This is a genomic window from Enterobacter cloacae complex sp. S3 (genome assembly GCF_014930495.1).
GTDB lineage: Bacteria > Pseudomonadota > Gammaproteobacteria > Enterobacterales > Enterobacteriaceae > Enterobacter > Enterobacter asburiae_B.
Window position 1 is genome coordinate 37,567 of sequence record NZ_JADBRD010000007.1, and the last position, 25,532, is coordinate 63,098.

Annotated in this window: 21 protein-coding genes; 12 read left to right on the forward strand and 9 right to left on the reverse strand. The window is 56.2% G+C overall.

Annotated features, from left to right (window positions below):
• Positions 1 to 3: 3 nt before the first annotated feature.
• From aaeA to IM317_RS02265, 4 genes are all read left to right on the forward strand, one after another.
• Positions 4 to 936: a p-hydroxybenzoic acid efflux pump subunit AaeA gene (gene aaeA / locus IM317_RS02250; protein ID WP_023309394.1), complete on the forward strand. Its 933-nt coding sequence runs from the start codon at positions 4 to 6 to the stop codon at positions 934 to 936.
• Between the two features lie 5 nt (positions 937 to 941).
• Positions 942 to 2,909, forward strand: coding sequence for a p-hydroxybenzoic acid efflux pump subunit AaeB (gene aaeB / locus IM317_RS02255; RefSeq protein WP_033146764.1), 1,968 nt, complete (start codon positions 942 to 944; stop codon positions 2,907 to 2,909).
• Positions 2,910 to 2,999: 90 nt separating this feature from the next.
• Positions 3,000 to 4,454, forward strand: coding sequence for an NAD-dependent succinate-semialdehyde dehydrogenase (locus tag IM317_RS02260; protein WP_032659670.1), 1,455 nt, complete (start codon positions 3,000 to 3,002; stop codon positions 4,452 to 4,454).
• A gap of 45 nt (positions 4,455 to 4,499) precedes the next feature.
• Entirely contained in the window at positions 4,500 to 4,772 is a 273-nt protein-coding gene (locus IM317_RS02265; protein WP_023309391.1) for a barstar family protein, read from the forward strand.
• 61 nt (positions 4,773 to 4,833) lie between these two features.
• Here IM317_RS02265 and yhcN (IM317_RS02270) read toward each other — a convergent pair whose 3' ends face one another.
• The 3 genes from yhcN (IM317_RS02270) to argR form a co-directional block, all read right to left on the reverse strand.
• Positions 4,834 to 5,100: a peroxide/acid stress response protein YhcN gene (yhcN, locus tag IM317_RS02270; RefSeq protein ID WP_032659672.1), complete on the reverse strand. Its 267-nt coding sequence runs from the start codon at positions 5,098 to 5,100 to the stop codon at positions 4,834 to 4,836.
• Between the two features lie 110 nt (positions 5,101 to 5,210).
• Entirely contained in the window at positions 5,211 to 5,474 is a 264-nt protein-coding gene (gene yhcN, locus IM317_RS02275) for a peroxide/acid stress response protein YhcN (protein WP_023309389.1), read from the reverse strand.
• 375 nt (positions 5,475 to 5,849) lie between these two features.
• The gene (gene argR, locus IM317_RS02280; protein ID WP_023309388.1) at positions 5,850 to 6,320 is read right to left on the reverse strand and encodes a transcriptional regulator ArgR; all 471 of its coding nucleotides are present in this window, start codon (positions 6,318 to 6,320) and stop codon (positions 5,850 to 5,852) included.
• Between the two features lie 397 nt (positions 6,321 to 6,717).
• Between argR and mdh the strand changes: the two genes are divergently transcribed.
• Complete coding sequence (gene mdh / locus IM317_RS02285) at positions 6,718 to 7,656, forward strand: malate dehydrogenase (protein WP_023309387.1); 939 nt, start codon at positions 6,718 to 6,720, stop codon at positions 7,654 to 7,656.
• A gap of 57 nt (positions 7,657 to 7,713) precedes the next feature.
• Here the strand turns inward: mdh and degS are convergent, their stop codons facing one another.
• The 3 genes from degS to zapG all read right to left on the reverse strand — a co-directional run bounded on the left by degS (position 7,714) and on the right by zapG (position 10,810).
• A complete protein-coding gene (gene degS / locus IM317_RS02290) occupies positions 7,714 to 8,781 on the reverse strand; it encodes an outer membrane-stress sensor serine endopeptidase DegS (protein WP_023309386.1) in 1,068 nt (355 codons plus the stop codon).
• Between the two features lie 91 nt (positions 8,782 to 8,872).
• Entirely contained in the window at positions 8,873 to 10,240 is a 1,368-nt protein-coding gene (gene degQ, locus IM317_RS02295; RefSeq protein WP_023309385.1) for a serine endoprotease DegQ, read from the reverse strand.
• A 171-nt stretch (positions 10,241 to 10,411) separates the two neighbouring features.
• The gene (zapG, locus tag IM317_RS02300; protein ID WP_008502832.1) at positions 10,412 to 10,810 is read right to left on the reverse strand and encodes a Z-ring associated protein ZapG; all 399 of its coding nucleotides are present in this window, start codon (positions 10,808 to 10,810) and stop codon (positions 10,412 to 10,414) included.
• Between the two features lie 189 nt (positions 10,811 to 10,999).
• Between zapG and zapE the strand changes: the two genes are divergently transcribed.
• From zapE to sspB, 5 genes are all read left to right on the forward strand, one after another.
• The gene (gene zapE / locus IM317_RS02305) at positions 11,000 to 12,124 is read left to right on the forward strand and encodes a cell division protein ZapE (RefSeq protein ID WP_033146763.1); all 1,125 of its coding nucleotides are present in this window, start codon (positions 11,000 to 11,002) and stop codon (positions 12,122 to 12,124) included.
• A 291-nt stretch (positions 12,125 to 12,415) separates the two neighbouring features.
• Positions 12,416 to 12,844: a 50S ribosomal protein L13 gene (rplM, locus tag IM317_RS02310; RefSeq protein WP_006178824.1), complete on the forward strand. Its 429-nt coding sequence runs from the start codon at positions 12,416 to 12,418 to the stop codon at positions 12,842 to 12,844.
• 15 nt (positions 12,845 to 12,859) lie between these two features.
• Positions 12,860 to 13,252, forward strand: a complete 393-nt coding sequence (gene rpsI, locus IM317_RS02315; protein WP_003860436.1) for a 30S ribosomal protein S9 — start codon at positions 12,860 to 12,862, stop codon at positions 13,250 to 13,252.
• Between the two features lie 308 nt (positions 13,253 to 13,560).
• Positions 13,561 to 14,199, forward strand: a complete 639-nt coding sequence (gene sspA, locus IM317_RS02320) for a stringent starvation protein SspA (protein ID WP_014885418.1) — start codon at positions 13,561 to 13,563, stop codon at positions 14,197 to 14,199.
• A gap of 5 nt (positions 14,200 to 14,204) precedes the next feature.
• A complete protein-coding gene (gene sspB, locus IM317_RS02325) occupies positions 14,205 to 14,702 on the forward strand; it encodes a ClpXP protease specificity-enhancing factor (RefSeq protein ID WP_029740078.1) in 498 nt (165 codons plus the stop codon).
• A 29-nt stretch (positions 14,703 to 14,731) separates the two neighbouring features.
• Here the strand turns inward: sspB and gltD are convergent, their stop codons facing one another.
• Positions 14,732 to 16,150, reverse strand: coding sequence for a glutamate synthase subunit GltD (gltD, locus tag IM317_RS02330; protein ID WP_033146762.1), 1,419 nt, complete (start codon positions 16,148 to 16,150; stop codon positions 14,732 to 14,734).
• Between the two features lie 9 nt (positions 16,151 to 16,159).
• Positions 16,160 to 20,620: a glutamate synthase large subunit gene (gltB, locus tag IM317_RS02335; RefSeq protein ID WP_033146761.1), complete on the reverse strand. Its 4,461-nt coding sequence runs from the start codon at positions 20,618 to 20,620 to the stop codon at positions 16,160 to 16,162.
• Between the two features lie 687 nt (positions 20,621 to 21,307).
• On the opposite strand from gltB, the gene IM317_RS02340 reads away from it, so the two are divergent.
• Complete coding sequence (locus tag IM317_RS02340; RefSeq protein ID WP_120785312.1) at positions 21,308 to 22,249, forward strand: TIGR01212 family radical SAM protein; 942 nt, start codon at positions 21,308 to 21,310, stop codon at positions 22,247 to 22,249.
• Here IM317_RS02340 and IM317_RS02345 read toward each other — a convergent pair.
• Entirely contained in the window at positions 22,229 to 23,731 is a 1,503-nt protein-coding gene (locus IM317_RS02345) for a helicase HerA-like C-terminal domain-containing protein (protein WP_033146759.1), read from the reverse strand. The two genes, IM317_RS02340 and IM317_RS02345, sit on opposite strands and share 21 nt — an antisense overlap.
• A 138-nt stretch (positions 23,732 to 23,869) precedes the next feature.
• Here IM317_RS02345 and IM317_RS02350 point away from each other — a divergent pair, with 138 nt between their 5' ends.
• Complete coding sequence (locus IM317_RS02350) at positions 23,870 to 25,516, forward strand: dihydroxyacetone kinase subunit DhaK (RefSeq protein ID WP_033146758.1); 1,647 nt, start codon at positions 23,870 to 23,872, stop codon at positions 25,514 to 25,516.
• The last annotated feature ends 16 nt before the right edge of the window (positions 25,517 to 25,532 follow it).

Genomic DNA, 25,532 nt, shown 5'->3' on the forward strand with positions numbered 1-25,532 from the left:
GATGTGAAAACGCTAACAAGAAAAATCTCCCGCACTGCCATCACAATGGCGCTGGTTATCCTCGCCTTCATCGCTATTTTCCGCGCCTGGGTTTATTACACCGAATCACCGTGGACGCGTGATGCACGCTTCAGCGCCGATGTGGTGGCAATAGCCCCTGACGTGGCCGGCCTTATCACTGCGGTCAACGTCCACGATAATCAGCTGGTGAAGAAAGATCAGGTCCTGTTCACCATCGACCAGCCTCGTTACCAGAAAGCGCTGGAAGAGGCGGAAGCGGACGTGGCCTATTATCAGGCGCTCGCTGCGGAGAAACGCCGCGAGGCAGGGCGGCGTAACCAGCTGGGCGTTCAGGCAATGTCCCGTGAAGAGATTGACCAGTCCAACAACGTGCTGCAAACCGTGCTGCACCAGCTGGCGAAAGCGCAGGCAACGCGCGATCTGGCGAAGCTCGATCTCGAGCGCACCGTGATCCGCGCGCCATCCGATGGCTGGGTCACCAACCTTAACGTCTATGCCGGGGAATTCATTACCCGTGGCTCAACCGCCGTGGCGCTGGTTAAACAGAACTCCTTCTACGTGCTCGCCTATATGGAAGAGACCAAGCTGGAAGGCGTGCGTCCGGGTTATCGGGCGGAAATCACGCCGCTCGGCAGCAACCGCGTCTTTAAAGGCACCGTCGACAGCGTTGCCGCAGGGGTGACTAACTCCAGCAGTTCTAACGATGCCAAAGGGATGGCGACGGTCGATTCCAACCTGGAGTGGGTGCGTTTGGCACAGCGCGTGCCGGTACGTATTCATCTGGATGAACAGCAGGGAAATCTGTGGCCTGCGGGTACCACGGCGACGGTGGTGATCACCGGTGAAAAGGACCGGGATGCCAGCCAGGACTCGTTCTTCCGTAAAATTGCCCACCGCCTGCGCGAGTTTGGTTAATCGCCATGGGTATCTTTTCCATCGCCAGCCAGCACATTCGCTTCGCCGTGAAGCTGGCGTGCGCCATCGTGCTGGCGCTGTTTGTTGGCTTTCACTTCCAGCTTGAAACCCCTCGCTGGGCAGTGCTGACGGCTGCGATTGTCGCGGCGGGCCCTGCCTTTGCCGCGGGCGGGGAGCCCTATTCTGGCGCGATCCGCTATCGCGGGATGCTGCGTATCATCGGGACGTTTATCGGCTGTTTCGCGGCGCTGACCATTATTATTTTGATGATCCGCACCCCGCTGCTGATGCTGATGGTGTGCTGTATCTGGGCGGGTTTCTGCACCTGGATCTCGTCTCTGGTGAAAGTGGAGAACTCCTACGCCTGGGGACTGGCGGGCTATACCGCGCTGATTATTGTCATCACTATCCAAAGCGAACCGCTGCTCGCCCCGCAGTTTGCGGTTGAGCGCTGCAGCGAGATTGTGATTGGTATTGTCAGCGCGATCGTCGCTGACCTGCTTTTCTCTCCGCGCTCCATCAAGCAGGAAGTCGACCGTGAGCTCGACGCGCTGATTGTTGCCCAGTATCAGCTGATGCAGCTGTGCATTAAGCATGGCGACAGCGAAGAGGTGGATAAAGCCTGGAGCGGGCTGGTACGTCGTACGCAGGCGCTGGAAGGAATGCGCAGCAACCTTAATATGGAGTCGTCGCGCTGGGCCCGCGCGAATCGACGCCTGAAAGCCCTCAACACCGTCTCTCTGACGCTGATTACCCAGGCATGTGAAACCTATCTGATTCAGAACACCCGGCCGGAAGCGGTCACCGATACGTTCCGCGAACTGTTTGCCGAGCCGGTGGAAACCGTACAGGACGTGCATAAGCAGCTTAAGCGCATGCGCCGGGTGATTGCCTGGACCGGGGAGCGCGACACGCCGGTAACCATCTACACCTGGGTCGGCGCCGCGACGCGCTATCTGCTTCTGAAGCGCGGCGTGATTGGTAACACCAAAATCAGCGCGGCGGAAGAAGAGGTGCTGCAGGGGGAAGTGGTGATCAAGGCGGAATCCGCCGAGCGCCATCACGCCATGGTCAATTTCTGGCGTACGACGCTTGCCTGCATGCTCGGCACGCTGTTCTGGCTGTGGACGGGCTGGACGTCCGGCAGCGGCGCGATGGTGATGATTGCCGTTGTGACCGCACTGGCGATGCGTCTGCCTAATCCGCGTATGGTCGCCATTGATTTCCTTTACGGCACGATTGCCGCGTTGCCGATAGGCGCGCTCTATTTCCTGGTCATCATCCCGTCGACGCAACAGAGTATGCTGCTGCTCTGTATTAGCCTGGCGGTAATGGCGTTCTTTATCGGCATTGAAGTGCAAAAGCGGCGTCTGGGATCGCTGGGGGCGCTGGCGAGTACGATTAACATCATCGTGCTCGATAACCCGATGACCTTCCATTTCAGCCAGTTCCTCGACAGCGCGTTAGGCCAGCTGGTGGGCTGCTTCCTGGCCATGATGGTGATACTGCTGGTGCGGGATAACTCGCAGGCAAGAACGGGCCGCGTGCTGCTGAACCAGTTCGTGTCGGCTGCCGTGTCATCTTTGACAACCAATACCGCGCGCCGTAAAGAGAACCACCTGCCCGCGCTCTACCAGCAGCTGTTTTTGCTGCTGAACAAGTTCCCGGGCGATATCGCGAAGTTCCGCCTGGCGTTAACCATGATCATTGCGCACCAGCGTTTGCGTAACGCGCCCGTGCCGATCAACGACGATTTGTCGGCATACCACCGCCAGCTGCGTCGTACCGCCGATCACGTGCTTTCTGCCAGCAGCGATGACAAACGGCGTCGCTACTTTACACAGCTGCTTGAAGAGCTCGATACCTATCAGGAAAAGCTCAAGCACTGGGAGGCGCCGCCTCAGGTGACCGAGCCGGTAGGACGGCTGGTGTTTATGCTGCATCGCTACCAGAATGCCCTCACGGATAACTGACTGAAGTAAAAAAACCGACGCCAAAAGCGTCGGTTTTTTTGTGGCTATACTTATTCCAGCACGTTCTTACATTTCAGAAAGGGAGAACACATGACGACCCAGGCGCTTCAGGACCACATCCTTTTTCAGACCGGTTATCTGGTCAACGGAATCTGGAAAACGCTGGATACAACCTTTGATGTGCTGAATCCCGCGACCGGCGAGGTCATTGCTAAAGTCGCAAAAGCGGGTAAAGCGCAAACCGAAGACGCTATTGCAGCGGCTACCCAGGCCTTCCCGGCATGGCGTGCCAAAACCGCGAAAGAACGCTCGGCGATTCTCTACCGCTGGTACGAACTGATTATTGAGAATAAAAGCTGGCTCGGGCGGTTGATGACCACCGAACAGGGCAAACCCCTGAAAGAAGCGGAGGGAGAAGTCGAGTACGCCGCCAGCTTTATCCAGTGGTTTGCCGAAGAGGCCAAACGCGCGAACGGTGAAATTATTCCGCCGATAAAACCCGGCTCACGCATTCTGGCGACCCGTGAACCCATTGGCGTGGTCGCGGCGATTACGCCGTGGAACTTCCCGATGGCCATGCTCACCCGCAAGTTAGGCCCGGCGCTGGCAGCAGGATGCACCGGGGTCATTAAACCGGCCAATAACACGCCGCTCAGCGCATTTGCGCTGCTTACGCTGGCGAAACAGGCCGGTGTGCCCGACGGTGTTCTCAACGCCGTCGCCGGGAATACGCATGAAATCAGCGATGCGATCATGGCAAGCCGCGACGTGCGTAAAATCTCCTTTACCGGCTCAACCTCCGTCGGCAAAACGCTGGTGCGTAACGCCGCAGAAACCATGAAAAAAGTCTCGATGGAGCTGGGGGGAAATGCCCCGTATATCGTTTTTGAGGATGCGGACATCGACGCAGCGGTTAAGGGCGCGATCGCCAACAAGTTCCGCAATGCCGGGCAGGTCTGCGTCAGCGTGAACCGTTTTTATATTCAGGAAACCGTCTACGACAAATTTGTGAATAAACTTGCCGATGCGGTGAAGGCGCTGAAGGTGGGTAATGGTCTCGAAGAGGGGGTGGTCGTCGGGCCGCTGATTGAACCTTCGGCGGTCAACAAGGTGCGTGAGCATGTCGACGACGCCGTTGCCCGGGGCGCAACCGTACTGGCTGGGGGTAAGCCCCATCCGCTTGGCGGAAATTTCTGGATGCCAACCGTGCTGGGCGACTGCCATGAAGGCATGAAGCTGGCAGAAGAAGAGACGTTTGGCCCGGTGGCGGCGTGCTTCCGTTTCACCTCGGAAGATGAAGTCATCCAGCGCGCCAACAACACGCCCTATGGGCTGGCGGCTTACTTCTACACCCAGAATCTCTCAAGGGTCTTCCGCGTTTCACAGGCCATCGAGAGCGGGATGATCGGCATCAACGAGTGCGCCGTCTCCACGGAGCTTGGGCCCTTTGGCGGCGTAAAAGAGTCAGGTCTTGGACGAGAGGGCTCCGTGCTGGGACTGGAAGAGTATCTGGAAGTTAAAACCCTGCATATTGGGGGATTATAATAGACAGGGCGGCATCTGCCGCTCGCCTGGACTGGGTGGCTGGCAATGAAAACCTATACGTTTGATTTTGACGAGATCGACAGTCAGGAAGACTTCTACCGTGAATTTATCCGGGCGTTTGATCTTGAACGGGAAAGCGTGACGAATCTGGATACGCTGTGGGACGTGGTCACCGGCAGTCAGTTGCCGCTACCGCTGGAAATTGAGTTCATCCATTTGCCCGATAAGCTGCGAAGACGTTTTGGCGCACTGATATTGCTGTTCGATGAAGCGGAAGAAGAGCTTGAAGGGCAGCTGCGCTTTAACGCGCGGCATTGAATGAAAAAAGCCCCTGACCATAAGGCCAGGGGCAAGTCGTATGATGAGATACGACGAGGGTTTATTTATACAGTTCTGCCGTTGCATGCCAGTGGTCACCCTGATTCAGTTCGGTGACGCGATAGCTGCTGGCGCCTGCTTTTTCAGCTTTGGCGGCAAGTTCGTGACGAATATCCATCGGTGAGCCGGTGACAGACGTTACGGAGACGCTGCCCATACGCTGTAGATTTTGTGCCTGGTCGGCATTTACCTGCTGTACGGCTGCGCTCGCGCCGAAAGAGAGAACGGATGCCAGACCGAGGGTTGCGATGATCAATTTGGTTTTCATAGTCTTTACTCCTGAATAGGGTTTTTACTCAACGGCGAGAAGGGTTGAACCGCTATTTTTATGCCTGGTGCCGTTGAGTGGAGATTTACGTCTTCAGTTATTACTAAAACTTATTTGTACAGCTCAGCGGTGGCGTGCCAGTGGTCACCGGAACGCGCTTCGATGATGCGATAGGATGACGCACCCTGTTCTTCCGCTTTTTTGTTCAGCATCTCATGCATGTCCATTGGCGATGTGCCGACCGCGCCGACAGAAACCGTACCGATGGCCTGACGGGATTGCGCCTGGTCAGCATTGATAGAGTCAGCTGCGAAAGCACCGAATGACAGGACGGACAGGACGCTGAGCGCCGCTACAGTTGATTTGATTTTCATGATTTTTACCTCGTCGAATTTTTTAGTGGGGTCTTGTTTCGTGACCCTCATCACAAAATCAAGTATACACTAATAACGGTAAAAATTAATACCAGGCTAATGGTTTCTATTGTTATTACGTGTTAACCAGTCTGTTTTTTATAACCAAATCGCATAATATTGGGCGTTTTTTGTTCATTTTGGTTGTTTATATCTAATAAAATCATATGGATATCAGCTTTTGATTTTTTGTGCGATTTTTTGATTTAGCATTCACCAGATGAATGTTAATAGGTGGTAAAAAGCACTATTTGTCAAAGTGAAGGGCAGTAGAAAAGAGGGGAGAACGCAGCGGAAGCAGAACGATCCCCGCAGCGGCGCTACGGGGAGAGGGGATTAGAGTTCCTGTTCGAACAGTACCAGAATGGCTTCGTGGAGATCTTTCACAGAGAAACCGCTAGCCGGTGTGGTAAAGATGGTGTCATCACCGGCGATAGTCCCGAGGATACCTTCCGTTTTACCCAGCGAGTCCAGCATGCGGGCAATGAGCTGCGCGGCACCCGGGCTTGTGTGGATCACCACGACGGCATCGTTATGATCGATATCCAGAACCAGGTTTTTGAGCGGGCTGGAGGTGGTCGGCACGCCAAGTTCTGCCGGCAGGCAATAGACCATCTCCATCTTGGCGTTACGCGTACGCACCGCGCCAAATTTCGTTAACATGCGGGAGACTTTCGACTGGTTGATGTTATCGAAGCCTTGTTCCTGCAGCGCCTGAACAATTTCTCCCTGAGAACTGAATTTCTCTTCTTTGAGTAGCGCCTTAAACGCCTTTACTAATTCTTCTTGCTTAGACGAGCTTCGCATAAGTCACCCGGAATATGACGATAGAAACAACATTATTATGCATGTGGATGAATTTTTATGCAAATTATCTACTCAGCGCCAGGCTGAAATAATGTTATGAAAGGGAGTGATTTTATCAGATTTCGTTATCAGAAAACATGCCTGGGTCACGCCGCGCAAATAAGCTTAAAAGTAAATTAAATGTTATCAAAATGATGTTGTTTTGGTGGCGGGGCAGGGTGTATTGTAACCACCTCTTAATGCGTTGCCCTCTGTCGTCAGATAGTCTTCTGGTGAGAGATAAAGTCGCGTGACCTCAAATTCTTTAGCTACGAAAATTGTAATTATTTACTTGCTGAATTATGGTCGCCGCAACGGATTTACAGATACTTAAGTTAACCATAATAAGGAGTTTAGGATGAAAGTCGCAGTCCTCGGCGCTGCTGGTGGTATCGGCCAGGCGCTTGCCCTACTACTGAAAACCCAACTGCCTTCAGGCTCAGAACTCTCCCTGTACGATATTGCTCCGGTAACCCCAGGTGTGGCGGTTGACCTGAGCCACATCCCGACTGCTGTAAAAATCAAAGGCTTCTCCGGTGAAGATGCACGTCCTGCGCTGCAGGGTGCCGACGTGGTGCTGATTTCTGCAGGCGTGGCGCGTAAGCCAGGCATGGATCGTTCAGACCTGTTCAACGTCAACGCGGGCATCGTGAAAAACCTGGTGCAGCAGATTGCAGAAATCTGCCCGAAAGCATGCATCGGGATCATCACTAACCCGGTGAACACCACCGTGGCTATCGCGGCAGAAGTGCTGAAGAAAGCGGGTGTTTACGACAAAAACAAACTGTTCGGCGTAACCACGCTGGATATCATCCGTTCCAACACCTTTGTTGCTGAGCTGAAAGGCAAGCAGCCAACAGAAGTGGAAGTACCGGTAATCGGCGGTCACTCTGGCGTCACCATCCTGCCTCTGCTGTCGCAGATCCCAGGCGTGAGCTTCACCGAGCAGGAAGTGGCTGACCTGACTAAACGCATCCAGAACGCGGGCACCGAAGTGGTGGAAGCGAAGGCGGGTGGCGGTTCTGCAACCCTGTCTATGGGCCAGGCGGCTGCGCGTTTTGGTCTGTCACTGGTTCGCGCTCTGCAGGGCGAGAAAGGCGTTGTTGAATGCGCTTACGTTGAAGGCGATGGCGAACACGCTCGCTTCTTCTCTCAGCCGCTGCTGCTGGGTAAAAACGGTATCGAAGAGCGTAAATCCATTGGTACGCTGAGCGCGTTTGAACAACACGCGATGGAAGGCATGCTGGATACGCTGAAGAAAGATATCACCCTGGGCGAAGAGTTCGTTAACAAGTAATACGAACCGTCTCCCGGTAAAAAAAACGGAGCTTATCGCTCCGTTTTTTTATGCCTGTCAGTTAGTGGCCGGGTATTCCTGAATCGTCACGTGCAGCGTCAGTTTCTTATCGTTGCGCATGACCTCAACAGGGATGATAGAACCCGGGCGAATTTCTGCCACCTGATCCATCGTCTCCAGCGCAGAGACCGCTGGCGTGCCGTTGACCGACACAATGACATCGTTTACCTGAATCCCTGCGTTAGCCGCCGGACCACCCGGTGCCACCTCGTTAACCACAATACCCTGAATCTGATCGATACCGCCGCCCTGGGTATGCATCGGTGCAATTTCGCGCCCGCCGATACCGATATAGCCGCGGATCACGCGTCCGTCGCGGATCAGTTTATCCATGATTTTGGTCGCCAGCTGGAACGGAATGGCGAAGCCGATCCCTTCCGGCGTCTCACCGTCGTTACTCTTATCGAACGAGAGGGTGTTGATGCCCATCAGCTCGCCCAGCGAGTTGACCAGCGCCCCGCCGGAGTTACCGTGGTTGATGGAGGCATCGGTTTGCAGGAAGTTCTGCCGCCCGGAGGGGTTCAAACCGATACGACCGGTCGCGCTGATAATCCCCTGGGTGATGGTCTGGCCCAGGTTGTAAGGGTTACCGATAGCCAGTACGACGTCACCAATATGCGGGGTTCGTTTACGGTTGATCGGGATGACCGGCAAACCGCCCGTGGCGTTAATTTTCAGAACGGCCAGGTCGGTCAGGCTGTCAGACCCAACGAGCAACGCCTCAAACACGCGGCCATCCTGCAGGGCGACGATGATCTGGTCAGCATCGTTAATCACGTGCTTGTTGGTAATAATGTAGCCGCGCTCGTCCATGATTACGCCGGAGCCGAGGGTACGGATCTCCAGCTGGTTATGGGCTGAGGTATTCAGACCACGGTTATAGACGTTAACCACGGCAGGTGCGGCACGGCGGACGGCCTGGTTATAGGTGGCCGGCGTTTCATCCGTGCTATCGAACTGGGGAGCCGACAGTTTATTGAACTGACGTAAAGACGGCAGCGCCAGCAGCAGCAGGCCAGCGACAATCAAACCGATGACAGTAGAACGTAAGAGCTTTAAAAGCATGATGCGCGTGTCGTTAAAAAAGGAACGATTTGCAGCATAACATGAGTTATCCGGACATCACACGCAGCGGTGATGTCCGGGTCGCAAATGCTTAGCGCAACAGAATATAGATGGACTCATTGCCACGCATGACCTGCAGGGCAATAACCGCTGGTTTGCTTTCCAGCACCTTGCGCAGTTCGGCAATAGACTGCACGCGGTTGCGGTTTACACCGATAATCACGTCATCCTGATGCAATCCGGCCTGTGCGGCAGGGCTGCTCTTCTCGACGGTGTCGATGCTGATGCCTTTCGTACCGTCCTTCAGCTGCCCGTCGCTCAACGTAGCCCCCTGTAGCGCCGGGGCGATAAGCTCCGCACTGGCCGAGGATGAAGTGCTCTTATCCAGCGTCACTTCAACGTCAAGCGGCTTACCGTCACGTATCAGGCCCAGCTTCACTTTGGCGCCAGGTTCCGTCGTGGCAATCCGTGAGCGCAGTTCTGCAAAGCTGTTCAGCGGTTTGTCGTTCAGGCTGACGATCACATCCCCCGATTTCACGCCCGCTTTTGCCGAGCCGGAGTTTGGCAGCACTTCACTGACAAACGCCCCGCGCTGTACGTTGATATTGAACGCTTTTGCGATATCCGCGCTCATCTCCATACCTTTAATACCCAGCAGCCCGCGTTTGATTTCACCGAACTGGATCAATTGCTGCGCCAGGGTTTTGGCCATATTGCTGGGGATAGCAAAACCGATCCCGATGCTGCCGCCGCCCGGGGCCAGAATCGCCGTGTTAATCCCAATCAGCTCGCCGTTAAGGTTGAGCAACGCTCCGCCGGAGTTACCCCGGTTGATTGAGGCATCGGTCTGGATAAAGTTTTCCAGCCCTTCCAGATTGAGGCCGCTGCGCCCGAGCGCCGAGACGATCCCGGAGGTGGCGGTCTGCCCTAAGCCAAAGGGGTTGCCTACGGCGACGGCAAAATCGCCGACGCGCAGTTTGTCGGAATCCGCGATGGCAATCTGGGTCAGGTTGCTTGGGTTTTGCACCTGCAGCAGCGCGATGTCGCTCTGGTCATCGCCGCCGATCAGTTTGGCATCAAATTCGCGGCCATCGTTCAGCTGGACGCTGATCTTATCGGCCTGGCTGATGACGTGGTTGTTGGTCAGGATATAGCCTTTTGCCGCATCAATAATGACGCCAGAACCCAGGCCTTCAAAAGGCTGAGCCTGCTGGTCGGGAGACTCATCGCCAAAATATTTTTTCAGTTCTTCAGGGACGCGTTGGCTTTGTACTGCGGTGCCCTCAACCTGAACGCTGACGACCGCCGGCAACACTTTTTCCAGCATAGGCGCGAGGCTTGGAATGGCCGCCTGGCCAGGCACCTGGGAGGGAATGGCGGCAAATACAGGAACGGACGCCGAGAGAGATAACCCGACACTTAACGCGATAGCGCTCAACAGCTGGTTTTTTTTCTTCATCGATGTTGACTCTCGTAACCTGGAATAAAGGAAAAACGGCCCTAAAAACACGTTGATGTTATTGAATTTTAAACTGCTGAACAATGAGGTGTTTAACTAAATGATAGCTGGGGTCATCAGGAAAGGACGGGCGCAATCGCTGCGCCCGTAAAATATATTCAGGTTGTGCGATTAATCGCGTTTTACACCGCCGCGCAGCAGGCCGGACGCGCCATCGGAATAGTCGCGAGGCATCTGAACGGGCGCCTGATCGTTACCGGCTTCAGAGTCAGCCAGACGGTTGCGGAATGGGTTGGTTTCCGCGGTCATTTCCGGCAGCAGGCTGCTGGAGCTTTTTGCCATATGTTGATAAAGCTGACGATAGTCGGTTGCCATGTTGTCCAGCAGCTCGGCGCTACGGGCAAAGTGGCTGACCAGCTCTTCACGATACTCTTCCAGCTCGGCTTTGTTCTTTTCCAGTTCGTACTGCAGTGACTGCTGCTGACGCAATTTGCGATTACCGAAACGCATGGCCACAGCACCGATGACGATGCCGACGACTAAACCGATTAGCGCATATTCCCAGGTCATGAACTTCTCCCGTTGTCTTGTTGTTCCGTAGGGTGTTGGCTCGGCTCCTGCCTGTGCCTGATAATGCCACTATAACCGCTATTTCTGCAGAAGTGGAATCCTGACGTATCATCGCGTAGTGTAGAACGGCCTTTTTTTCATCAGTCACGTCTGCTGGTGAGCGTTAATTGAAGGAATAACAATAAGATTATGCAAAACCTGTCCCCTGCATCGCGATATCAACTGGCCCTTAACGAGGGCACTCATCAGCCTGATGACGTTCAACGTGAGGCGGTAAACCGCCTGGAGATGATTTATCAGGAGCTCACGGCAAAACCCGCTGAAGTCGAACAGAACAGTGGGCTAAAGGCGGCGTTTGGGCGCTTGCTCGGTAAAAAAGCGCCACAGGCTCACGCGCCGGTGCGCGGTTTATATATGTGGGGCGGGGTCGGTCGCGGAAAAACCTGGCTGATGGACCTGTTTTATCTAAGCCTGCCTGGCGCACGTAAACAGCGTCTGCACTTCCATCGTTTTATGCTGCGGGTGCATGAAGAGTTGACCGCACTGCAGGGCAAAAGCGATCCGCTGGAGATTGTGGCCGACAGGTTCAAGGCGGAAACGGACGTGCTCTGCTTCGACGAGTTTTTTGTGTCTGACATCACCGATGCCATGCTGCTAGGCGGCCTGATGAAGGCGCTATTTGCCCGCGGGATCACGCTGGTGGCCACGTCGAATATCCCGCCGGATGAACTCTATCGTAACGGCCTGCAGCGCGCACGCTTCCTGCCCGCCATCGATGCCATCAAGCAGCACTGCGATATCATGAACGTCGATGCCGGTGTCGATTATCGTCTGCGCACGCTGACCCAGGCGCACCTGTGGCTTTCGCCGTTAAATGCAGAGACCACCCGCGAGATGGATACACTCTGGCTGGCGCTGGCGGGAGCAAAACGCGAGCACGCCCCGGAACTCGAGATTAACCATCGCCCGCTACCCACCCTTGGCGTCGAAAACCAAACGCTGGCGGTCTCCTTTACGACGCTCTGCGTGGATGCCCGCAGCCAGCACGACTACATTGCGCTTTCGCGTCTGTTCCACACCGTGATGGTGCTGGGCGTACCGGTGATGACGCGGCTGATGGAGAGCGAAGCACGGCGCTTCATTGCGCTGGTGGACGAGTTTTATGAGCGCCACGTCAAGCTGGTGGTCAGCGCTGAGGTACCTTTATATGAGATTTACCAGGGCGAGCGGCTGAAGTTTGAGTTCCAGCGCTGCCTGTCGCGCCTGCAGGAGATGCAGAGCGAAGAATACCTGAAGCTGGAGCATATGCCGTAACAAATGCCCCCCTCTCCCGTGGGAGAGGGGCTGGGGGTGAGGGCACCAGACCGCACAATACCCACCCTCGAAAAACCCATTCCAAATCACATTTAAGGGTCGATCTTTGACCTCAACTTCTCTATAATCTTGCGACCCCACGTTACGAGAAGGTTTTTTTCCCGAAACTTTCTATGTGTCGGCATGTGCTATTCGAAGGGGTAGGTTTGCCGGACTTTGTCGTGTGAACCTCAACTGACTAAACGTTTGGGTGTTCACCAACGTGTAACTTATTATTTGGGTAAGCTTTTAATGAAAACTTTTACAGCTAAACCAGAAACCGTACAGCGCGACTGGTATGTTGTTGACGCGACCGGTAAAACTCTGGGCCGTCTGGCTACTGAACTGGCTCGTCGCCTGCGCGGTAAGCATAAAGCGGAATACACTCCGCACGTTGATACCGGTGATTACATCATCGTTCTGAACGCTGATAAAGTTGCTGTAACCGGCAACAAGCGTACTGACAAAGTGTACTATCACCACACCGGCCACATCGGTGGTATCAAAGAAGCGACCTTTGAAGAGATGATTGCCCGCCGTCCTGAGCGTGTGATTGAAATCGCGGTTAAAGGCATGCTGCCAAAAGGCCCGCTGGGTCGTGCTATGTTCCGTAAACTGAAAGTTTACGCAGGCAACGAGCACAACCACGCGGCACAGCAACCGCAAGTTCTTGACATCTAATCGGGATTATAGGCAATGGCTGAAAATCAATACTACGGCACTGGTCGCCGCAAAAGTTCCGCAGCTCGCGTTTTCATCAAACCGGGCAGTGGTAAAATCGTAATCAACCAGCGTTCTCTGGAACAATACTTCGGTCGCGAAACTGCCCGCATGGTAGTTCGCCAGCCGCTGGAACTGGTTGATATGGTAGAAAAACTGGATCTGTACATCACCGTTAAAGGTGGTGGTATCTCCGGTCAGGCAGGTGCGATCCGTCACGGTATCACCCGCGCTCTGATGGAGTACGACGAATCCCTGCGTTCTGAACTGCGTAAAGCTGGCTTCGTTACTCGTGACGCGCGTCAGGTTGAACGTAAGAAAGTGGGTCTGCGTAAAGCACGTCGTCGTCCACAGTTCTCCAAACGTTAATCCATTCTGCTTACGCAGAACGATTGGCGAAAAACCCGCTTCGGCGGGTTTTTTTATGGATAATGCGCAGGTTATCCACAATATCCATGCATATATCTTCTCTTTTTCCACATTTCCAGAATCCCCTCACCACAAAGCCATCAAAATCTGGTAAACTATCATCCAATTTTCTGCCCAAATATCGGTGAATACTCGATTTTTGTTCGTTTCTTGAACAATGTGTTTTCTCTGGGATGGGCGATACAACATCTGGCTGGCCCCTGTTGGGCTGGTAGCAGTAAAAATTCTGAATATACCTGGAGGTTTTCATGGCTGTCGCTGCCAACAAACGTTCGGTAATGACGCTGTTTTCTGGTCCTACTGACATTTATAGCCATCAGGTTCGTATCGTGCTGGCCGAGAAGGGTGTCAGTTTTGAGATCGAGCATGTGGAAAAGGATAACCCGCCTCAGGATCTGATCGATCTCAACCCGAGCCAAAGCGTACCGACGCTGGTGGATCGCGAGCTGACCCTGTGGGAATCCCGTATCATTATGGAATATCTGGATGAGCGTTTCCCGCATCCGCCACTGATGCCTGTTTACCCTGTCGCGCGTGGTGAAAGCCGCCTGTACATGCAGCGTATCGAAAAAGACTGGTACTCGCTGATGAACGTGATTACCAGCGGTTCTGCTTCTGAAGCTGACGCTGCACGTAAACAACTGCGTGAAGAGCTGCTGGCGATCGCTCCTGTGTTTGGTCAGAAACCATTCTTCCTGAGCGATGAGTTCAGCCTGGTGGATTGCTACCTGGCACCACTGCTGTGGCGTCTGCCAACCCTGGGCGTAGAGTTCAGCGGTCCTGGCGCGAAAGAGCTGAAGGGCTATATGACTCGCGTATTTGAACGCGACTCTTTCCTGGCATCCTTAACTGAACCGGAACGTGAAATGCGTCTCGGCCGAGGCTAATGACTGTGGAAATGTCACAACTTACCCCACGCCGTCCTTATCTGCTGCGCGCCTTCTATGAATGGCTGCTGGATAACCAGCTCACGCCGCACCTGGTTGTGGATGTGACGTTGCCGGGCGTGCTGGTTCCTATGGAATATGCGCGTGACGGGCAGATCGTACTGAACATTGCGCCGCGTGCGGTGGGTAACCTGGAGCTGGCAAACGATGAAGTGCGCTTCAACGCGCGTTTCGGCGGCGTGCCGCGTCAGGTTTCCGTACCTCTGGCAGCCGTGCTGGCTATCTACGCGCGTGAAAACGGTGCGGGTACCATGTTCGAGCCGGAAGCGGCGTATGATGAAGATGTTGCCAGCCTGAATGATGACAACGCATCCGATGAGCGCGAAAGCGACACGGTGATGTCACTTATCGATGGTGATAAACCCGATCGTCACGACGACAATGACCCTGATGACGATCCGCCTCCGCGCGGTGGTCGTCCGGCTCTTCGCGTCGTGAAATAAAAAACAGGCCCAATCGGGCCTGTTTTTTTTTACACTTCCAGGTAGTTCAGGATCCCGTCAGCCGCTTTACGACCTTCGGCAATCGCCGTTACCACCAGGTCAGAACCGCGAACAATATCGCCACCGGCGAAGATTTTCGGGTTGCTGGTCTGGAATGCGTTGTCGCTGCCTTCTGGCGCAATCACGCGGCCCTGCGAATCCAGCTCAACGCTGTGCTTCGCCAGCCATTCCATGCTGTGAGGACGGAAGCCGAACGCCATCACCACGGCATCGGCCGGGATCACGTGCTCAGAACCGGCGACGATCTCGGCGCGACGACGGCCTTTCGCATCCGGTGCGCCCATCTCAGTGCGCGCCATCTTCACACCGCTCACTTTACCGTTGGCATTCACTTCAATACCCAGAGGCTGGATGTTGAACTGGAACTCCACGCCCTCTTCACGCGCGTTTTTCACTTCGCGTTTAGAGCCCGGCATGTTCTCTTCGTCACGACGGTAGGCGCAGATCACGTGTGCCGCATTCTGACGAATGGAGGTACGCACGCAGTCCATCGCGGTATCACCGCCGCCCAGCACAACCACGCGTTTGCCTTCCATGCTGACGAACGGCTCATCGGCGGTTTCACCGTAGCCCATGAACTGCTTGGTGTTGGCAATCAGGAACGGCAGCGCGTCGTACACGCCCGGCGCGTCTTCGTTCTCCAGACCGCCGCTCATGGACTGATAGGTGCCCACGCCAAGGAACACGGCGTCGTAATCCTTCAGCAGGTCGTCGAGCTGCACGTCGCGGCCCACTTCCACGTTCAGTTTGAACTCAATGCCCATGCCGGTGAAGATTTCACGGCGACGGGTCATGACCTCTTTTTCCAGCTTGAAGGCCGGGATACCGAAGGTCAGCAGGCCGCCGATTTCCGGATGACGGTCAAAGACCACCGCCTTCACGCCGTTGCGGGTCAGCACGTCCGCACAGGCCAGGCCCGCCGGGCCCGCGCCGATGATCGCCACGCGCTTGTCGGTTTGCTTCACGCCGGTCATATCCGGACGCCAGCCCATCTCGAACGCTTTATCATTGATATAGCGCTCAATGTTGCCGATGGTCACCGCGCCGAACTCGTCGTTCAGCGTACAGGAGCCTTCGCACAGACGGTCCTGAGGGCACACGCGGCCGCACACTTCCGGCAGGGTGTTGGTCTGGTGAGACAGCTCGGCGGCTTCAAATATACGCCCTTCGTTGGCCAGCTTCAGCCAGTTCGGGATGTAGTTGTGTACCGGGCATTTCCATTCGCAGTAAGGGTTACCGCAGGACAGGCAGCGGTCTGCCTGTGCTTTGGCCTGGCCTTCTGAAAACGGCTCGTAGATTTCAACAAATTCAATTTTGCGGATCTTCAGCGGTTTCTTTGGCGGATCAACACGCTGCAGGTCGATAAACTGGTATACGTTCTGGCTCATCTAAATTCCTTACTGCGCCTGCACGCGCAGCTCTGCTGCGCTACGACTACGGTGACCCAACAGGGCTTTAACATCGCTGGACTTCGGCTTAACCAGCGCGAATTTCGCAGAGAACGCTGGCCAGTTCGCCAGGATCTCTTCGCCGCGCGAAGAACCGGTATGCTGCACGTGTTCGGTAATCAAACCGCGCAGGTGTTCTTCATGGATAGCCAGCGTATCAACGTCCAGCACTTCCACCAGCTCCGGGTTCACGCGTTTGCGGAACTCACCGTCTTCATCCAGGACGTACGCAAAACCGCCCGTCATGCCCGCGCCGAAGTTCACGCCGGTTTTACCCAGAACGCAAACAATCCCGCCCGTCATGTATTCACAACCGTTATCGCCAATGCCTTCCACCACGGTGATAGCACCGGAGTTACGCACCGCAAAACGCTCGCCCGCACGGCCTGCTGCAAACAGACGACCGCCGGTCGCGCCGTACAGGCAGGTGTTACCGATGATGCTGGCCTCATGGCTGCGGAAGGCTGAGCCGACCGGAGGACGCACCGCCAGCAGACCGCCCGCCATGCCTTTACCGACGTAGTCGTTGGCATCGCCGGTCAGATACAGCTCAACGCCGCCTGCGTTCCATACGCCGAAGCTCTGACCCGCGGTACCGCTGAAGTGCGCGGTAATCGGATCCGCTGCCAGACCCTGGTCACCGTGCGTCTGCGCGATGTAGCCGGAGAGGGAGGCACCCACGGAGCGGTCGGTGTTGCGGATATCAAACCAGAACGTTTTGCTCTGCTTGTCGTCCACGTACGGTTTCGCCTGCTGCAGCAGCTGCGCGTTCAGCACGCCGTTATCGAACGGCGGGTTGTTCTCGGTGCAGTAGACCGCTTTGCCAGGGTGCGGCTGCGCGGTTTCCAGCAGCTTAGACAGCTCAAGCTTCTGTTGCTTAGCCGTGAAGCCTTCCAGCTCTTTCAGCAGGTCAGTGCGGCCAATCAGGTCCACCAGACGCTTCACGCCCAGCTGCGCCATCAGCTCGCGGGTTTCGCGGGCGATGAAGTCAAAGTAGTTGGTCACTTTGAACGGCAGCCCGTGATAGTGGTTCTTACGCAGCTTCTCGTCCTGGGTAGCAACGCCGGTTGCGCAGTTGTTCAGGTGGCAAATACGCAGGTATTTACAGCCGAGCGCAACCATTGGGCCGGTACCGAAGCCGAAGCTTTCCGCGCCGAGGATTGCCGCCTTGATAATGTCGAGGCCGGTTTTCAGGCCGCCGTCCACCTGCAGACGGATCTTGTGACGCAGACCGTTAGCCACCAGCGCCTGCTGGGTTTCCACCAGGCCAAGCTCCCACGGACAGCCCGCATATTTTACGGAGGAGAGCGGGCTTGCGCCGGTGCCGCCGTCGTAGCCGGCGATGGTGATGAGATCCGCATAGGCTTTCGCCACGCCAGTAGCGATGGTGCCGACGCCCGGTTCGGAAACCAGCTTCACGGAGATCATCGCCTTCGGGTTGACCTGCTTCAGGTCGAAAATCAGCTGCGCTAAGTCCTCGATAGAGTAGATATCGTGGTGCGGCGGCGGGGAGATCAGCGTCACGCCCGGCACGGAATAGCGCAGTTTGGCGATGTACGGGGTAACTTTATCACCCGGCAGCTGGCCGCCTTCGCCCGGTTTAGCACCCTGAGCGACTTTAATCTGGATCACGTCGGCGTTGACCAGGTACGCAGGCGTCACGCCAAAGCGACCGGATGCCACCTGCTTGATACGGGACACTTTGTTGGTGCCGTAACGCGCCGGATCTTCACCGCCTTCGCCGGAGTTGGAGTTACCGCCGATGCTGTTCATGGCTTCCGCCAGCGCTTCGTGGGCTTCCGGGCTCAGCGCGCCGATGGACATCGCTGCGGTATCGAAGCGTTTGAACAGTTCCGATGCAGGCTCAACGTCGTCAATGCTGACCGCTTCATCGCCTGGATTGAGGGCAATGAGGTCGCGCAGCGTTGCCGCCGGACGGTTGTTTACCAGCTCAGCGTACTGCTGGTAGTCTCTGTATTCACCGCTCTGAACCGCCTGCTGCAGCGTGCGCACCACGTCCGGGTTATAGGCGTGGTATTCGCCGCCGTGAACGTATTTCAGCAGACCGCCCTGATCCAGCGGCTTACGTGCCAGCCAGGCGCGTTTGGACAGGTTCACCAGATCCTGCTGGAAGTCAGCAAAACCGGCGCCGCCGATGCGGCTGACCACGCCCTGGAAGCAGAGGTTGGCGACCTCGTCATGCAGGCCGACCGCTTCAAACAGCTTCGAACAGCGGTAGGAGGCAATGGTCGAGATGCCCATTTTGGACATGATCTTGTACAGGCCTTTGTTGATGCCGTTACGGTAGTTCAGCATCACCGCGCGGTAATCTTTGTCGATCGCGCGGGTATCCACCAGGCGTGCCAGCGTTTCGTAGGCCAGATACGGGTAGATCGCCGTCGCGCCGAAGCCTAACAGCACGGCAAAGTGGTGCGGGTCGCGGGCGCTGGCGGTTTCAACAATGATGTTGGCGTCGCAGCGCAGGCTCTTGTCGACCAGACGCGTCTGGATAGCGCCAACCGCCATCGGGGCAGGCACCGGCAGACGGTTTTTCGCAATATTGCGGTCGGACAGCACCAGCAGAACGGTACCGTTACGCACCATCTGTTCGGCTTTGTCACACAGCGCATTCACCGTCTCTACGAGGCTCGCTTCGGTCACGTCGAAGGTAATATCGAGCGTGTCGGCGCGGTAGTGCTCCTCTTTCATGGTGGTGAGCTGTTTGAAATCGGAGTACAGCAGGATCGGTGATTTAAAGGTCAGACGGTGCGCCTGGCCTTCGGCCTCGCAGAAGACATTCATCTCGCGACCGATGCTGGTGGCCAGCGACATCACATGCGCTTCGCGCAGCGGGTCGATCGGCGGGTTGGTCACCTGCGCGAACTGCTGACGGAAGTAATCGTAAATGATGCGCGGCTGGCTGGAGAGCACGGCAAACGGGGTGTCATCACCCATGGAGCCGACCGCTTCCTGGCCGTTTTCACCGAGCACGCGAATAACGGAGTCCAGCTCTTCCGCGCTGTAGTTAAACTGTTTCTGGAAGCTTGCAAGCGTATCGTCGTCCAGTTCGCGGCGACCCACTTCTTCATCCGATAAATCTTCGAACGGCACGAGGCGACGGACGTTTTTCTCCATCCACTCTTTGTACGGATGGCGGCTTTTCAGGTCGTGATCGGTTTCGGCAGAGTGCAGAATGCGCCCGCCGCGGGTGTCGATCACCATCAGCTCGCCCGGGCCGACGCGGCCTTTCTCGACCACTTCGTCAGGCTGGTAATCCCAGATACCGACTTCAGAGGCGCAGGTGATGAGCTTGTCTTTGGTGATAACGTAGCGCGCCGGACGCAGACCGTTACGGTCCAGGTTACAGGCGGCGAAGCGGCCGTCGGACATGACGATGCCCGCCGGGCCGTCCCACGGCTCCATGTGCATGGAGTTAAAGTCGAAGAACGCGCGCAGCTCAGGGTCCATATCCGGGTTGTTCTGCCAGGCCGGTGGCACGAGCAGACGCATGGCGCGCACGATGTCCATCCCGCCCGCCAGCAGCAGTTCCAGCATGTTATCCATGGAGCTGGAGTCAGAGCCGGTTTCGTTCACGAACGGCGCGGCATCGTGCAGATCGGGGATCAGCGGCGTCTGGAACTTATAGGTACGGGCGCGGGCCCACTGGCGGTTACCGGTGATGGTGTTGATCTCGCCGTTGTGCGCCAGGTAGCGGAACGGCTGAGCCAGCGGCCAGCGTGGAACGGTGTTGGTGGAGAAGCGCTGGTGGAACAGGCAAATGGCCGATTCCAGACGCAGGTCCGCCAGGTCCAGGTAGAAGCGCGGCAGGTCAGCCGGCATACACAGACCCTTATAGATGTTCACCAGGTTAGAGAGGCTACAAACGTAGAACTCTTTATCGTCCTGGAGACGTTTTTCAATGCGGCGGCGGGCGATAAACAGACGGCGTTCCATATCACGCGGACGCCAGCCCGCAGGCGCGTTGACGAAAATCTGTTCAATGCGAGGCAGCGAGGAGAGGGCGATTTCACCGAGCACCCCTTCGTTGGTTGGCACATTGCGCCAGCCGACAATCGACAGGGTTTCACGCTGAAGTTCTTCTTCGACGATGCGGCGTGAGGCAGCAGCCTTTTCAGGATCCTGATTCAGGAACAGCATGCCGACAGCGTAGTTTTTGGCTAAACGCCAGCCGCGCTCTTCCGCCACGATGCGAAAGAAACGATCCGGTTTTTGCAGCAGCAGGCCGCAACCGTCGCCGGTTTTACCATCGGCAAGAATAGCGCCACGGTGCTGCATTCGGGCCAGTGCGTGAATAGCAGTACGCACTACCTTGTGGCTAGGTTCGCCTTCTATGTGGGCGATCAGGCCGAAACCACAGTTATCCTTCTCAAGGGATTTATCGTACAACATATCAGTGAACCTCCCCAGGCTCGTCGGGCTTCCCACTGAACTTTACCGTGGCGCACAGGCACAGAAAGAGCATGGCGACGGGGTTTGCGTTTCATACGCGGACCTCGCATTCGCCCTCTTTTTCATCCTTTCGCGCAGGTAAACAAGTTTGAGGACTTGCTTCAGAGGGAATCTCAATTACTGCATAAATATGATGAGCAGGCCGCTCATCCAGAAAGCTTCCAGCGGATTTCCAACTTATCGGGAATTGGTACACAGGTCAAATGGCAATCTTATTTATACAAAAATGTGCTAAAGAGCGTTTATGTCTTTGAAAGTAAATGCTATTTAACTATTTTTACATTGAATGTATGCCCTGGCAGGACGCAGCGGAGTGTGATCTGACTCACTATATGAAAGCGGTATTATCAATGTAGCGTGCTGAATAGCAGTTTTATAGCAGAATAATAATCTGGTATCGGCTGCAAACCCGCATAAACCCACTGTTTTTCAGTGGTGGCGCTATAAATGAAAAAAACAATCAGAACATAAGGAAAAGTAATCACGAATGGCGTGAATGAAATTGCAGTAATCCTGAGTATTTATTCATATAGATAAAGGCCGTCCGGGACGATTGATCCAGGTCATCGCCGACAGAGGCTAAAAGTGGCAGGCTTGTCCCCTTTCTCCGGGACGGTCTATCAGATTATGCAGTTACAGAAATTAGTCAATATGTTTGGTGGGGATCTTTTGCAGCGGTACGGGCAAAAGGTTCATAAGCTGACGCTGCACGGCGGGTTTAGCTGCCCGAATCGCGATGGCACCATCGGGCGCGGCGGCTGCACCTTCTGTAACGTTGCGTCCTTTGCTGACGAAGCCCAGCAGCATAAATCTATCGCTGAACAGCTTGTCCATCAGGCAAGCCAGGTGAACCGCGCGAAGCAGTATCTGGCCTATTTTCAGGCCTACACCAGCACGTGGGCGGAGGTGCAGGTGCTGCGCTCTATGTATCAGCAGGCCGTCAGCCAGGCTAACATCGTTGGGCTGTGCGTGGGCACGCGCCCGGACTGCGTACCGGACGCGGTGCTGGACCTGCTCAGCGAGTACAAAGAACAAGGCTACGAGATCTGGCTGGAGCTGGGCTTGCAGACCGCGCACGACAAAACCCTGCACCGTATTAACCGTGGTCATGATTTCGCCTGCTACCAGCGCACCACGCGCCTGGCCCGCGAGCGCGGGCTGAAGGTCTGCTCGCATCTGATTGTCGGCTTGCCGGGTGAAGGGCAGCAGCACGGCCTGGAGACGCTGGAAAAGGTGGTTGAAACCGGCGTGGACGGCATTAAGCTGCACCCGCTGCATATCGTTACGGGAAGCATTATGGCGAAAGCCTGGGAAGCCGGGCGGTTAAGCGGAATTGAGCTTGAGGACTATACGGTGACGGCGGGGGAGATGATTCGCCACACCCCGCCGGAAATTGTCTACCATCGCATCTCGGCCAGCGCCCGCCGTCCAACGCTTCTGGCACCGCTATGGTGTGAGAACCGCTGGACGGGGATGGTGGAAATCGACCGCTATCTGCAGGAGAACGGTGTGCAGGGTTCAGCGCTTGGCCGCCCGTGGGTTCCCCGTCTACCGGCGACGGCCGCCTAACAGACTTCCCAGCATGCCGCGCACTATCTGATTGGTGACCTGCCGCGCCGCGCTTTTCGCCATGGTCTGTACCACGCCGTCGCGCTTGCCGCCGCGCGGCCCGGTGCTGCCGAACAGGATGTCTTTGAGCCCCCCGAGAATACCGTCATCCACGGCGACGGACTGTCCTTTAGCGGCAGGTGCATCCTGCGACTCCGTTGTCGCCTGCACCCCTTTTTGCAGCATCTCGAACGCGGACTCGCGATCCACCTCGTCTTCGTATTTCCCGTAAACCGGAGAGTGGTTAATCAGGCCGTTACGTTCATCGTCGGTAACGGGCCCCATGCGCGAGCAGGGCGCGATCACCATGGCGCGTTCCACCACGGACGGGCTTCCCTTCGCATCAAGGAAGGAGATCAGCGCTTCACCGGTGCCTAACGCTTGAATCGCCGCTTCGGTATCAAAGGCAGGATTGGCGCGCATGGTTTGCGCGGCGGCTTTCACCGCTTTCTGATCCTTCGGCGTAAAGGCGCGCAGGGCGTGCTGCACGCGGTTACCGAGCTGGCCGAGAACGTTATCCGGAATGTCCGACGGGTTTTGCGAGACAAACCAGACGCCAACGCCTTTGGAGCGGATCAGGCGAATGACCTGTTCAATCTTATCCAGCAAGACCTGCGGCGCGTCGTTAAACAGAAGGTGCGCTTCGTCGAAGAAGAAGACCAGCTTCGGTTTTTCCAGATCGCCCGCTTCGGGTAACTGTTCGTACAGTTCGGAGAGCATCCACAGCAGGCTGGCGGCGTAGAGCTTTGGCATCTGGTAGAGCTTCTCGGAGCTCAGAATGTTGATGATGCCTTTGCCGCTGCTGTCGGTGCGCATCCAGTCTTTGATATCCAGCATCGGCTCGCCGAAGAAGTGCTCGGCGCCCTGTTGCTCCAGCGTCAGTAACCCGCGCTGAATGGCACCCACCGAGGCGCTGCTGATATTGCCGTACTGGTTCTGGAAGGATTTGGCGTTATCGCCGATGTACTGGGTAATGGCGCGCAGATCTTTGAAATCAAGCAGCAGCAGCCCCTGATCGTCGGCAATGCGGAAGATAATATTCAGCACGCCGGACTGCACGTCGTTGAGATTAAGCAGACGGGCCAGCAGCAGCGGGCCGAGATCGGAGACGGTGGCGCGCACCGGGTGGCCTTTCTCACCAAAGATATCCCACACTACTACCGGATTGTTATGCGGCGTCCAGTCCGTAATGCCAATATTCTTCAGCCGTTCGAGCAGTTTTTCAGAGGCCGTTCCTTCCTGAGCCACACCGGTTAAATCGCCTTTCACGTCAGCCATAAAGACCGGTACGCCAATCTCCGAAAGCGACTCCGCCAGCTTTTGCAGGGTGACGGTTTTCCCCGTCCCGGTCGCTCCGGTGATGAGACCGTGGCGGTTCGCCATCGAGGGCAGTAAATACAGCTCTTTTTCCAGCGTCCTGGCAATTAACAATGGTGTACTCATGATGCGCTTCCTCTCTTTGTCCTGGGGGGAGTATAGGCAATCTGGCCGCAATTTGGTTGAGTAAATTCCTGACTTTGCGGCGCATTATCCAGCGCGGACTATGCTTTTGCATACGGTTCACAAAAATAGTGGGAAACGATGTCCAGATTCTTCTTTAACGATCGCAAACAGCTGGTCAACGATGCCATTGAAGGCATACTGCTTTCTGCGCCACACGCAAATCTCGTCAAACTTGATATCGATCCGGCCATCAGGATCGTCGCACGCGGCGACTGGGATAAAAGCCGCGTGGCGGTGATCTCCGGCGGCGGCTCAGGCCACGAACCCGCGCACGCCGGGTTTGTTGGCAAAGGGATGCTGACGGCGGCAGTGTGTGGCGATCTGTTTGCCTCGCCGAGCGTGGATGCGGTGCTAAACGCCATTGTGGCGGTCACGGGCGATCGCGGCTGTCTGCTGATCGTCAAAAACTACACCGGCGATCGCCTGAACTTTGGTCTGGCGGCAGAAAAGGCCAAACGCTACGGCCTGAAGGTGGAGATGGCGATCGTGGCGGACGATATCGCGCTGCCGGATAACAAACAGCCGCGCGGTATTGCCGGTACGGCACTGGTGCACAAGATTGCGGGCTATGCGGCGGAGCACGGTAAATCGCTAAGCGAGGTGCGGGATATTGCGCAACAGGCCTGCGATAACCTCTGGAGCCTGGGCGTTGCGATGCAAACGTGCAACCTGCCGGGCAGCGACGAGGAAGAGGGGCGCATTAAGCAGGGCCATGTCGAGCTGGGGCTGGGCATTCACGGCGAGCCCGGTGCTTCCGTCGTGGATACGCAGAACAGTAAAGCCATTATCGACACGCTGGTGACGCCGTTACGCGCGCAGGCGGGAGAAGGGCGGTTTGCGGTATTGATTAACAATCTCGGCGGCGTATCGGCGCTGGAGATGGCGCTGCTGACCAAAGAGCTGGCGCATTCGGCGCTGAAAGAGGAGATCGCGTACCTGATAGGCCCCGCGCCGCTGGTGAGCGCGCTGGACATGAAGGGCTTTTCGCTCACGCTGCTGAAGCTTAATGACTTCTTTGAAAAGGCGATTCACGCCGAGGTCGAAACGCTGGGCTGGCAGAAGCCCGTGGCGTTTGCGCCACTGCGCACCGTGGCGCATACCGCCATTCACGATCGCGTGGAATACACTCCGTCGGACAATCTGCGGGTGGGCGAGTATGTCTCCTCGGTGACGAAAACGCTGCTCCAGCTGGAAAACCGACTGAACGCGCTGGATGCCAAAGTGGGCGACGGCGATACCGGCTCCACTTTTGCGCAAGGGGCGCGGGATATTGCGCAGCGTCTGGAGGATCGCAAGCTCCCGCTTGATAACGTATCGACGCTGCTGTTGCTGGTGGGCGAGCGGCTGGCGACGGTGATGGGCGGATCGAGCGGGGTGCTGATGTCGATCTTCTTCACCGCGGCCGGGCAAAAGCTTCACGATGGTCAGCCGCTGCCCGAGGCATTGCTCAGCGGGCTGGCGCAGATGAAGCAGTACGGTGGGGCAGATCTCGGCGATCGTACCCTGATCGACGCGCTGCAGCCGGCGCTTGAAGCATTGAAGAATGGCGATCTTCAGGCAGCGGCGCAGGCCGCACAGCACGGTGCCGAAGCAACGGCGAAAATGGCGAAAGCCGGCGCGGGACGTTCATCGTATGTGAATAAAGAGAATCTGGATGGGGTAATGGATCCCGGTGCGGTCGCGGTGGCTGAGGTGTTTAAGGCCATGGTAGATGCAAAACGGTAACGATCGTTACCGTTTT

Bases quoted from the DNA above. Each gene is read 5' to 3' on its own strand.
- IM317_RS02260 (WP_032659670.1), top strand. From the start codon at position 3,000: ATGACGACCCAGGCGCTTCAGGACCACATCCTTTTTCAGACCGGTTAT.
- degQ (WP_023309385.1), bottom strand. From the start codon at position 10,240: ATGAAGAAAAAAAACCAGCTGTTGAGCGCTATCGCGTTAAGTGTCGGG.
- IM317_RS02350 (WP_033146758.1), top strand. From the start codon at position 23,870: ATGTCCAGATTCTTCTTTAACGATCGCAAACAGCTGGTCAACGATGCC.
- gltD (WP_033146762.1), bottom strand. From the start codon at position 16,150: ATGAGCCAGAACGTATACCAGTTTATCGACCTGCAGCGTGTTGATCCG.
- argR (WP_023309388.1), bottom strand. From the start codon at position 6,320: ATGCGAAGCTCGTCTAAGCAAGAAGAATTAGTAAAGGCGTTTAAGGCG.
- IM317_RS02340 (WP_120785312.1), top strand. From the start codon at position 21,308: ATGCAGTTACAGAAATTAGTCAATATGTTTGGTGGGGATCTTTTGCAG.
- zapG (WP_008502832.1), bottom strand. From the start codon at position 10,810: ATGACCTGGGAATATGCGCTAATCGGTTTAGTCGTCGGCATCGTCATC.
- sspA (WP_014885418.1), top strand. From the start codon at position 13,561: ATGGCTGTCGCTGCCAACAAACGTTCGGTAATGACGCTGTTTTCTGGT.
- rpsI (WP_003860436.1), top strand. From the start codon at position 12,860: ATGGCTGAAAATCAATACTACGGCACTGGTCGCCGCAAAAGTTCCGCA.
- yhcN (WP_023309389.1), bottom strand. From the start codon at position 5,474: ATGAAAATCAAATCAACTGTAGCGGCGCTCAGCGTCCTGTCCGTCCTG.
- mdh (WP_023309387.1), top strand. From the start codon at position 6,718: ATGAAAGTCGCAGTCCTCGGCGCTGCTGGTGGTATCGGCCAGGCGCTT.
- yhcN (WP_032659672.1), bottom strand. From the start codon at position 5,100: ATGAAAACCAAATTGATCATCGCAACCCTCGGTCTGGCATCCGTTCTC.
- aaeB (WP_033146764.1), top strand. From the start codon at position 942: ATGGGTATCTTTTCCATCGCCAGCCAGCACATTCGCTTCGCCGTGAAG.
- zapE (WP_033146763.1), top strand. From the start codon at position 11,000: ATGCAAAACCTGTCCCCTGCATCGCGATATCAACTGGCCCTTAACGAG.
- gltB (WP_033146761.1), bottom strand. From the start codon at position 20,620: ATGTTGTACGATAAATCCCTTGAGAAGGATAACTGTGGTTTCGGCCTG.
- IM317_RS02345 (WP_033146759.1), bottom strand. From the start codon at position 23,731: ATGAGTACACCATTGTTAATTGCCAGGACGCTGGAAAAAGAGCTGTAT.
- degS (WP_023309386.1), bottom strand. From the start codon at position 8,781: ATGCTTTTAAAGCTCTTACGTTCTACTGTCATCGGTTTGATTGTCGCT.
- IM317_RS02265 (WP_023309391.1), top strand. From the start codon at position 4,500: ATGAAAACCTATACGTTTGATTTTGACGAGATCGACAGTCAGGAAGAC.
- rplM (WP_006178824.1), top strand. From the start codon at position 12,416: ATGAAAACTTTTACAGCTAAACCAGAAACCGTACAGCGCGACTGGTAT.